9 protein-coding genes are annotated in these 8,194 nt (G+C 61.7%); 4 read left to right on the top strand and 5 right to left on the bottom strand.

Going from position 1 to position 8,194, the window contains the following annotated elements; translation table 11 throughout:
• On the top strand, window positions 1-203 hold a 203-nt coding region (locus tag J7557_RS19110; RefSeq protein WP_291421627.1), incomplete at its 5' end, for a hypothetical protein.
• 98 nt (window positions 204-301) lie between these two features.
• Here J7557_RS19110 and J7557_RS19105 read toward each other — a convergent pair.
• The 4 genes from J7557_RS19105 to J7557_RS19090 all read right to left on the bottom strand — a co-directional run bounded on the left by J7557_RS19105 (window position 302) and on the right by J7557_RS19090 (window position 4,510).
• Window positions 302-1,111: an ABC transporter permease subunit gene (locus J7557_RS19105; RefSeq protein WP_035085439.1), complete on the bottom strand. Its 810-nt coding sequence runs from the start codon at window positions 1,109-1,111 to the stop codon at window positions 302-304.
• A 1-nt stretch (window position 1,112) separates the two neighbouring features.
• Window positions 1,113-1,967 carry an ABC transporter permease subunit gene (locus J7557_RS19100; protein WP_291421635.1) on the bottom strand — a complete coding sequence of 285 codons (855 nt, stop codon included), beginning with the start codon at window positions 1,965-1,967 and terminating at the stop codon, window positions 1,113-1,115.
• A 244-nt stretch (window positions 1,968-2,211) separates the two neighbouring features.
• The gene (locus J7557_RS19095; protein WP_291421624.1) at window positions 2,212-3,363 is read right to left on the bottom strand and encodes a polyamine ABC transporter ATP-binding protein; all 1,152 of its coding nucleotides are present in this window, start codon (window positions 3,361-3,363) and stop codon (window positions 2,212-2,214) included.
• Window positions 3,364-3,418: 55 nt separating this feature from the next.
• The gene (locus tag J7557_RS19090) at window positions 3,419-4,510 is read right to left on the bottom strand and encodes a polyamine ABC transporter substrate-binding protein (RefSeq protein WP_291421622.1); all 1,092 of its coding nucleotides are present in this window, start codon (window positions 4,508-4,510) and stop codon (window positions 3,419-3,421) included.
• Between the two features lie 380 nt (window positions 4,511-4,890).
• On the opposite strand from J7557_RS19090, the gene J7557_RS19085 reads away from it, so the two are divergent.
• From J7557_RS19085 to J7557_RS19075, 3 genes are all read left to right on the top strand, one after another.
• Window positions 4,891-5,868 carry a pseudouridine-5'-phosphate glycosidase gene (locus J7557_RS19085; protein ID WP_291421619.1) on the top strand — a complete coding sequence of 326 codons (978 nt, stop codon included), beginning with the start codon at window positions 4,891-4,893 and terminating at the stop codon, window positions 5,866-5,868.
• Window positions 5,865-6,749, top strand: coding sequence for a carbohydrate kinase family protein (locus tag J7557_RS19080; RefSeq protein WP_291421617.1), 885 nt, complete (start codon window positions 5,865-5,867; stop codon window positions 6,747-6,749). Before J7557_RS19085 ends, J7557_RS19080 begins: the two co-directional genes overlap by 4 nt.
• Before the next feature lie 68 nt (window positions 6,750-6,817).
• Entirely contained in the window at window positions 6,818-7,309 is a 492-nt protein-coding gene (locus J7557_RS19075; RefSeq protein ID WP_291421615.1) for a hypothetical protein, read from the top strand.
• A 33-nt stretch (window positions 7,310-7,342) separates the two neighbouring features.
• Here J7557_RS19075 and J7557_RS19070 read toward each other — a convergent pair whose 3' ends face one another.
• A complete protein-coding gene (locus J7557_RS19070) occupies window positions 7,343-8,152 on the bottom strand; it encodes a siderophore-interacting protein (protein WP_291421613.1) in 810 nt (269 codons plus the stop codon).
• Window positions 8,153-8,194: the final 42 nt, after the last annotated feature.

The following is an 8,194-nucleotide window of genomic DNA, read 5'->3' as shown; positions in this document are numbered from 1 at the left end:
GCAAAACCCCAAAAGGGGGCTGCTCGAGGCGTGCGCAAAAAATCCCGATCGTGGGAAGCGGCTTTCGCCTCTTCTATTTTTACATTTTCGGGGCGAAAGCCGCTTTTCACCGTGCGCCCAAAGGGCGTAGCGACCGTGCAACCGCAAGCCAAAAGGCCGGGCGGACTTTTGTGCTGGGCGGGCCTGAGCAGGTGCGCAGATAGCGCCTCATTAACCCGCTGTCACCCCGGCGAAGGCCGGGGCCCATCTTGAGATCAGGCGTTGGGCCCCGGCCTTCGCCGGGGTGACAACCCCGAGATGTTCAGGCCTTGGCCTTTTTGGGCTTTGAGCGCAGTTGGATGATGGTGGCGATGAGCACGCCGGTCGCCACGAGGCCGATGATGATGGTCGCCAGCGCATTGACGTCTGGCGAAACCCCGAGGCGGACCTTGGAAAAGATCACCATGGGCAGTGTCGACGAGCCGGGGCCCGAAACGAAGCTGGCGATAACGAGATCGTCGAGCGAGAGCGTAAAGCCGAGGAGCCAGCCCGAAACCAGCGCCGGGGCGATGATCGGCAGGGTGATGTCGAAAAAGGTGCGAACCGGGCTCGCGCCAAGGTCCATCGCCGCCTCTTCGAGGCTGCGATCAAAATCCGACAGCCGCGATTGCACCACGACGCAGACATAGGCGGTGCAGAAAGTGGCGTGGGCGATGACGATGGTCAGCATGCCGCGGCCGCGCGGCCAGCCCAAAAACCCCTCCATGGCAACAAAGAGCAACAGCAGGGAAAGACCGGTGATCACATCGGGCATGACGAGCGGGGCGGAAACCATGCCGGAAAACAGCGTCCGGCCCTTGAAGCGGCGGAAGCGCACCAGGGCCACGGCCGCCAATGTGCCGAGGACAAGCGCGATGGTCGCGGCAATGGCGGCGATCTGCAGGCTCAGCCAGGCAGCGCCCAGCATCTGCGGATCGCGGAACAGTTCGCCATACCACTTGGTCGAAAAGCCCGACCAGACGGTGACGAGGCGGCTCTCATTGAAGGAGAAGATCACCAGTGAAACGATGGGCGCATAAAGGAACGAAAAGCCCAAAGCCGCTGCGATGGGGAGGAACCAGCCGCGACGCATCTTATCTCTCCACCACGGCGCTCTGGGCGCGCTGCAACAGCATGATCGGAACCACCACGGCCAGGAGCATGGCCACGGCCACGGCGGCGGCCCGCGGCCAGTTGGCGGCGGTAAAAAATTCGTCCCAGAGCACGCGGCCGATCATCAGGGTTTCCGGCCCCCCGAGCAGCGAGGGAATGACATATTCGCCGATGGCGGGAATGAAGACCAGCATGGAGCCGGCAATGATGCCCGGCAGCGAGAGGGGTAGCGTCACCGACAGGAAGGTGCGCAGCGGCCGCGCGCCGAGATCGGCCGAGGCTTCAAACAGCGACACGTCGAGTTTTACGAGCGTCGTATAGAGCGGCAGGATCATGAAGGGCAGGTAGGTATAGACGATGCCGACATAGACGGCGAAATCGGTCTGCATCATCACCAGCGGTTCGATGCCGAAAAGGCCCAGAAACTGATTGATGACGCCGTTGCCACGCATGAACCCGGTCAGCGCATAGACGCGCAGCAGGAACGAGGTGAAGAAGGGCAGGATCACCAGCATAAGCAGGATATTGCGCCATTTGTCGGGGGCGCGGGCAATGGCATAGGCCATGGGATAGCCGACAAAGAGCGTGATCACCGTCGAGATGAAGGCAATGCGGATCGAGGACAGATAGGCCGCGATATAGAGATTGTCTGTGAAGAGGCGGATGTAGTTGTTGAGGTGCAGGGTCAGCTGCACCGTGCCTTCTTCGGTCGTGAGAAGCGGCGAATAGGGCGGGCGGCCGAACTGTTTTGTGGCAAGCGAAATGCCGAAAACCACGGCTAGTGGAATGAGGAAGAAGACCAGCAGCCAAAGCACCGGCGCGGCCAGCACCAGCATGCGGCCGGAAATGCCGACCTTGGCAAGGCCACGCTCAACCGCGTTCCAGGGTTTCAAGCGCCGCGGCGGCGGAATGGTGGGGGTGTGGGTGGCGGTCATAGGCTCCCCCTCATCCGGCGCTGCGCGCCACCTTCTCCCCGATGGGGAGAAGAACAAGAGGCGATCACCACTGTTCCTCTCCCCATCGGGGAGAGGGTGGATCGGCCGAAGGCCGAGACGGGTGAGGGGGATGCCACAACCATCATCATACCGTCAGCACCGAGCCGGAACTATCGCTCCAGGTGACAAACACCTTCTCGTCCCAGGTGATGGCATCGGGATTGCCGCGCACCGAATTGGTCTGGCTGACGCGGATGCGTTTGCCGCTCTCCAGAGCCACCTGATACAAAGAGATATCCCCGAGATAGGCGATCTCCTCTACAATGCCCGAAGTGACATTGGCATCATGGGGCGTCTGGGGTTTTTCACGGCTGAGCGACATCTTTTCGGGGCGGATGGCCCACCACAAAATCTGTTCGGGGGCGCAGTCGACGCCGTGGCCGACATAGATATCGCAGCCCAATTCGCTCGAACGGATGCGCACATGGCCCGGCTCGTCCTCGGTGACAATGCCTTCGACCATATTGGCCGAGCCGATGAAGCCGGCGACAAAGCGCGAATTGGGGAATTCGTAGATGTCGGTGGGCTCGCCCACCATGGCGATTTCACCAAGGTTCATGACGCCGATACGGGTGGCGAGGGTCATCGCCTCTTCCTGGTCGTGGGTCACGACGATGAAGGTGACGCCCAGGCTCTCCTGGATTTTCACCAGTTCGAACTGGGTTTCCTCGCGCAGCTTTTTGTCCAATGCGCCCAAAGGCTCGTCGAGCAGCAGAAGTTTGGGACGTTTTGCGAGAGCGCGGGCGAGGGCGACGCGCTGGCGCTGGCCACCTGATAGCTGATGCGGCTTGCGGCGGCCATAGTCCTGCAATTTGACGAGGCTCAAAAGCTCGGCGACGCGGTCATTGATCTCACCCTTGGGGAGATTGTCGCGCTTGAGGCCATAAGCGATGTTCTGTTCGACGGACATATGCGGGAAGAGCGCATAGGACTGGAACATCATGTTGACCGGGCGATTATAGGGCGGGACTTCGGTCATGTCCTGGCCATCGATCTCGATGGTGCCCGAGGTCGGCTGCTCGAAGCCGGCCAGCATGCGCAGTAGCGTCGACTTGCCCGAGCCTGAACCGCCGAGGAGGCAGAAGAGTTCGGAGCGGTAGATGTCGAGCGAGACATCGTGCACCGCCAGCACGTCGCCGAATTTCTTCGTGACGTTCTTGATGCGGACAAACGGCTTGTTATTGGCCGTGTCACGCCATGGCCGGGTGTCGACGGCGAGCTGCTGGGACTTCTTCATGGCGGAACCCGAGGAGTGTGAAGGGGCGGCCGGAAAGCCGCCCCTGTCGGAAAAATTACTGGCCGGTTTTGATGCGGGTCCAGGTGCGGGTCAAGACCTCTTCGAATTCAGGCGAGTGCGCCTTCATGACGAATGCCTTGGCGATGGTTTCGGCGGGCGGATAGATGCCCGGGTTGGACTTGACTTCCTCGTCGACAAATTCGAGCGCCGGCAGGTTCGGGTTGGCGTAGAACACGTAGTTGGTGATCGCGGCCACGACTTCGGGCTTGAGGATATAGTCGATGAACTTGTGGGCATTGTCCGGATGCGGGGCATCGATCGGGATCGCCAGGAAGTCAAAGAGCGTCGCGGCGCCTTCCTTGGGGATGAGGTAAGTCACTTCATTGCCCTGGCCGGCCTGGGCAGCAGCGTCCGAAGCGATGAAGATGTCGCCGGAATAGCCGAGCGCCAGGCAGATTTCGCCATTGCCGAGGTCGTCGATATACTGGCTCGAATGGAAATAGCGGATCGAGGGCTTGATCGAATTGAGCAGTTCCTCGGCCTTGGCGAGGTCTTCCTCGCTCTCCGAATTCGGATCGAGGCCGAGATAGTGGAGCGCAATGCCGGTGACCTCGGAGGGGCTGTCGAGCACGGCAACGCCGCAACCGGCGAGCTTCTCGACGACTTCAGGCTTGAAGAGGAGGTCCCAGCTTTCAAGATCGGCATCGGGGCCGAGGGCGGCCGTCACCTTGGCCACATTGTAGCCGAGGCCGATGGTGTTGATCATGTAGGGCACGCCATGGGCGTTGTCCGGGTCCTGCTCGGCGGCGGTGGCCATGACGGCCGGGTCGAGATTGCCGAGATTGGTCAGCTTGGACTTGTCGAGCGGCAGGATCAGGCCGGCCTTGATCTGGCGTTCGAGGAAATTGCCCGAGGGAACGACGATGTCATAGCCGGAATTACCGGCAAGGAGCTTGGCGTCGACGATCTCGTTATTGTCGTAGACGTCGTAATTGACCTTGATGCCGGTCTCCGCCTCGAAATTGGCGATGGTGTCCTCGGCAATATAGTCGGACCAATTATAGACGTTGAGGACCGGTTCCTCCTGGGCCAGAGCGGGGCTTGCGGCCACCAGGGCGCCAAAGGCGAGGGCGAGCGTCTTGTTCATAACGTCAAAGCTCCAAGTAATAATCGGGGGCATAGCCCCTCTTGGGGAGGGGAGGTTCGAATGGCAGGGCTCAGGCCCGGGCGCTCATCTTTGAGTGCCCGGCACAGAATTGGCGAACAATTGGGAACACGTCTTCAGGGGACGCCGAAGGGCGCCCGGGACTATCGCTGTGATCGGCCCGGCATGGGGCTGATATCGACGCGCAAGAGTTGCGCCATCAACAAAAGACCTGGTCAGCGAAGTGCCCTTTCCCTCTCTGATCGACAGGCAAACTAAAGTCATTTTTTGGGAGCGACAAGACGGACAAACAGAAGTTTTTGCGGGGGTTGACCAGAGAACTGCCCGAGCGCAAAAGCGCTGGCAACAAGGGGCGTACCTATATGCCCACGAACAGTTCGAAAGAGGCGCGGATGAGCGGCAAGGCCTATCTCTCAATATCGGCAGACGTGAAGGCGGCGCTCGCTGCAGGCAAGGCCGTGGTGGCGCTCGAATCCACCATCATCACCCATGGCATGCCCTATCCGCAGAACCTCGCCATGGCCAACGAAGTCGAGGACGTGGTGCGGGCAACCGGCGCAGTGCCCGCGACCATTGCCATCATGGATGGAAGGCTGTGCGTCGGTCTTGCCGGGGAAGACCTCGAGCGTCTTGCTCTCGAAGGCCATAAGGCGGCCAAGGCGAGCCGTCGTGACGTCGCGGCGCTGCTGGCAAGCGGGACCACGGCCGGGACCACCGTTGCAACGACCATGCAGATCGCCGCGCTTGCGGGCATCAAGGTCTTTGCCACTGGCGGCATTGGCGGTGTGCATCGCGGTGCCGAGGACAGCTTTGATATTTCGGCCGATCTTGAAGAACTGGGCCGGACGCCGGTGACGGTGATCTGTGCCGGTGCCAAGTCGATCCTAGATATCGCCAAGACGCTGGAAGTGCTCGAGACAAATGGTGTGCCGGTCCTCGGTTTCGGTACCGACCATTTCCCGGCCTTCTGGGCGCGCGAAAGCGGCTTTGGTGTCGATCACCGGTTTGACGATGCCGAGGGTGTGGCCAAGATGCTGGCCATCCAGTCCGATCTCGAAATGGGCGGCGTGCTGATTGCCAACCCGATCCCGGAAGCCGATGCCTGGGAAGCGGGCGCCATCGAGGGTTTCATCACTCAGGCTCTGGCTGACGCCGACGCCAAGGGGGTGAAAGGCAAGGCGATGACGCCGTTCCTGTTGCAGCGGATTTTTGAGCTGACGGATGGCAAGTCGCTCGTGTCCAATATCGCGCTCGTTAAGAACAATGCGCTGGTGGCCGGCCAGATCGCGGTGGCCTTGGCGCATCTTCAGGCCGGCAAGGCACCCGTTCGTCGCGCATGAGCAAAAGGGTCCTCGTCGTCGGCGACGTGATGACCGACGTCATCGTCAAACCGGAAGGGCCGATCGTGTTCGGCTCCGACCGGCGGGCGGCGATCGAAAGCCGTGCCGGTGGTTCGGGCGCCAATCAGGCCGTGTGGCTTGGTGCGGCCGGGGCCGATGTGGTGTTTGCTGCCCGGGTTGGCATGGTCGACAAGGCGAGCCATGAGGGGCACTTCCGCCTGCGCAACGTGACACCGATGCTGGCGGGCGATCCGCAATTGGGCTCGGGCGTGCTGGTGACGATACTCGATCCCAGCGGGGAGCGCAGTTTCCTCACCGATCGCGGCGCCAATCTCAATCTTTGCGCCGAAGACCTGCCTGATAGCCTCCTCAATGGGACGGGCCTGGTGCTGGTCTCCGGCTACAGCTTCTTCGCGCCGGGGCCGCGCTCCGTCGTGCAGTCGCTGCTGGGTCGAGCGCGCAAACGCAGTATCTCGATTGCCATCGACCCAGCCTCGATCGGCTTTCTCGACGAAGTCGGGCCGCAGACGTTCCTTGCCTGGGTTGGCGCGGCCGACTGGCTCTTTGCCAATGAAAGCGAAGCGGAAATGCTGGCGGGCGTCGCTGGCTTTGAAGAGCAGATGCGCATCCTTGGCGCGCAGTTCAAACATGTCGTCATCAAGCGCGGGCAGTTCGGTGCCGCGGTTGGCGGCGCGCATGGCGTCGATTTCAGCCGTGCCGCGCCGATCGTGAAAGTGGTCGATTCGACCGGTGCAGGCGACGCTTTCGCCGCCGGCTTCATTGCCGCGCTGACGGACGGGCAAGCAGTCGAGGAGTGCCTTGAGCGCGGCATCGCCAATGGTGCGCGGGCGGTTCAATTCGTGGGCGGCCAGCCGCAATAGTCCTTCTGCCGTTATTTCTCCATGAAGCTCAGTACCTTCGGGGCGAAGCCAACAATCGGGAATGCAAAATGCTCAAGAAAGCGCTGATATCGGGACTGCTTCTTGCCATGGGAGCGCAGCAGGCGACTGCCGATGGCAAGATTTTCGTGCAGCTGCCCGATCTGACCTCCTATTCGGGAGCCGAGGCCGAGGCATTTCTGGAGCGGGTCGTGCTCGCCAATGTCGTGTCGAGCAATTGCGCGGGTTATGAGGTGACCGACGAGGACTGGTCGTTGCTGACTGATTCCGCGGATCTCCTCGCCTATGGTCAGCTCAAGCTCAGCACCGACGACTACGACACCACTTACTACACCCCCGCCTTCAACGCGCTCGACGAGGCCGGGACCTGCGAGGAAAAAGGTCCTGATGTCGAAGTGGTGCTGGGTGAACTGGTCGAGCTCGGCGGTTCGCGCGAAGCCCTGCCGGATCAGGAAGCGGCCTATGAAGAATGGCGTGCGCTGATGGATCGGCTGCAGGCCGAAGCCAATGCGCCGGCAATGGGAAAGACCAAAACCAAGTAAGCGAGTGCCGGCCTTAATGGGCCGGCCTTAGGCTCAGTGCGGCTCGTGGGCGTCGGCGGTGCCGAGCAGCCAATAGCCGGCCGCCTTGACCCATTCGGAACTGAAGCCGCGTTCTTCGGTGAGGTGCTGGCGGACCGACTTGCTCATGCCGCTTTCGCCCGCAATATAGGCATAGGCATCGCCCTTGGGCAGGTCGAGCGAGCGGACCTTGTCGATGAGCAGTGTGGTCCTGCCGGCTGCGGCGCCGTTGCGGTGCACATAGATCAGGTCGAGATCGGCCCTGGTCTCAAAGCTCTGTTCCTCGGCGGCGGAGTCGACTTCCACCACGGCGACAACCGATGCGCCTGCGGGCAGTTCCTCGATGCGGCGGCCGATGGCGGGGAGGGCGGTTTCGTCGCCCACGAGCAGGTACCAGTCATAGGTCGTTGGGACGACCATGGAGCCGCGCGGCCCGCCGATGACGAGGGTCTTGCCCGGCACCGCATCCGCAGCCCAGCTCGAGGCAGGGCCATCGCCATGGAGGACGAAATCGAGTTCGATCCAGCCTTCGGCGACATCCCAGTAGCGGGGCGTGTAGTCGCGCATTTCGGGACGGGTGCCGGGCTCGAATTCGGCGCCATTGGGCCCGATGACGGGCAGGAGCGGGGTCACGCCTTCAGGAAAGAAGAGAGCCTTGATATGATCGGCATGACCGGGAGAAACGAAGCCTTCCATATCGCCGGTGAGACGGACCCGGCGCATGAGCGGGGTAATGTCGGTGACGGCGGTGACGGTCAACAAACGCAATTTGGTGTCGTGGCGAATGCGCTGCGGCGCACGGGGATCGAGAGCTTCGGTCGTCATGGCTTTAATCCTGAATAATTTAGTCAGCAATTATTTCATGCA

Source organism: Devosia sp. (genome assembly GCF_017744655.1).
In the GTDB taxonomy this organism is placed as follows: Bacteria; Pseudomonadota; Alphaproteobacteria; order Rhizobiales; family Devosiaceae; genus Devosia.
This window is presented reverse-complemented; position numbering and strand designations above follow the sequence as displayed.

What these genes read in the sequence shown, in the direction of transcription:
- J7557_RS19085 (WP_291421619.1), top strand. Translation starts at nt 4,891, where the DNA reads ATGCCCACGAACAGTTCGAAAGAGGCGCGGATGAGCGGCAAGGCCTAT.
- J7557_RS19070 (WP_291421613.1), bottom strand. Translation starts at nt 8,152, where the DNA reads ATGACGACCGAAGCTCTCGATCCCCGTGCGCCGCAGCGCATTCGCCAC.
- J7557_RS19090 (WP_291421622.1), bottom strand. Translation starts at nt 4,510, where the DNA reads ATGAACAAGACGCTCGCCCTCGCCTTTGGCGCCCTGGTGGCCGCAAGC.
- J7557_RS19075 (WP_291421615.1), top strand. Translation starts at nt 6,818, where the DNA reads ATGCTCAAGAAAGCGCTGATATCGGGACTGCTTCTTGCCATGGGAGCG.
- J7557_RS19095 (WP_291421624.1), bottom strand. Translation starts at nt 3,363, where the DNA reads ATGAAGAAGTCCCAGCAGCTCGCCGTCGACACCCGGCCATGGCGTGAC.
- J7557_RS19105 (WP_035085439.1), bottom strand. Translation starts at nt 1,111, where the DNA reads ATGCGTCGCGGCTGGTTCCTCCCCATCGCAGCGGCTTTGGGCTTTTCG.
- J7557_RS19080 (WP_291421617.1), top strand. Translation starts at nt 5,865, where the DNA reads ATGAGCAAAAGGGTCCTCGTCGTCGGCGACGTGATGACCGACGTCATC.
- J7557_RS19100 (WP_291421635.1), bottom strand. Translation starts at nt 1,967, where the DNA reads ATGCTGGTGCTGGCCGCGCCGGTGCTTTGGCTGCTGGTCTTCTTCCTC.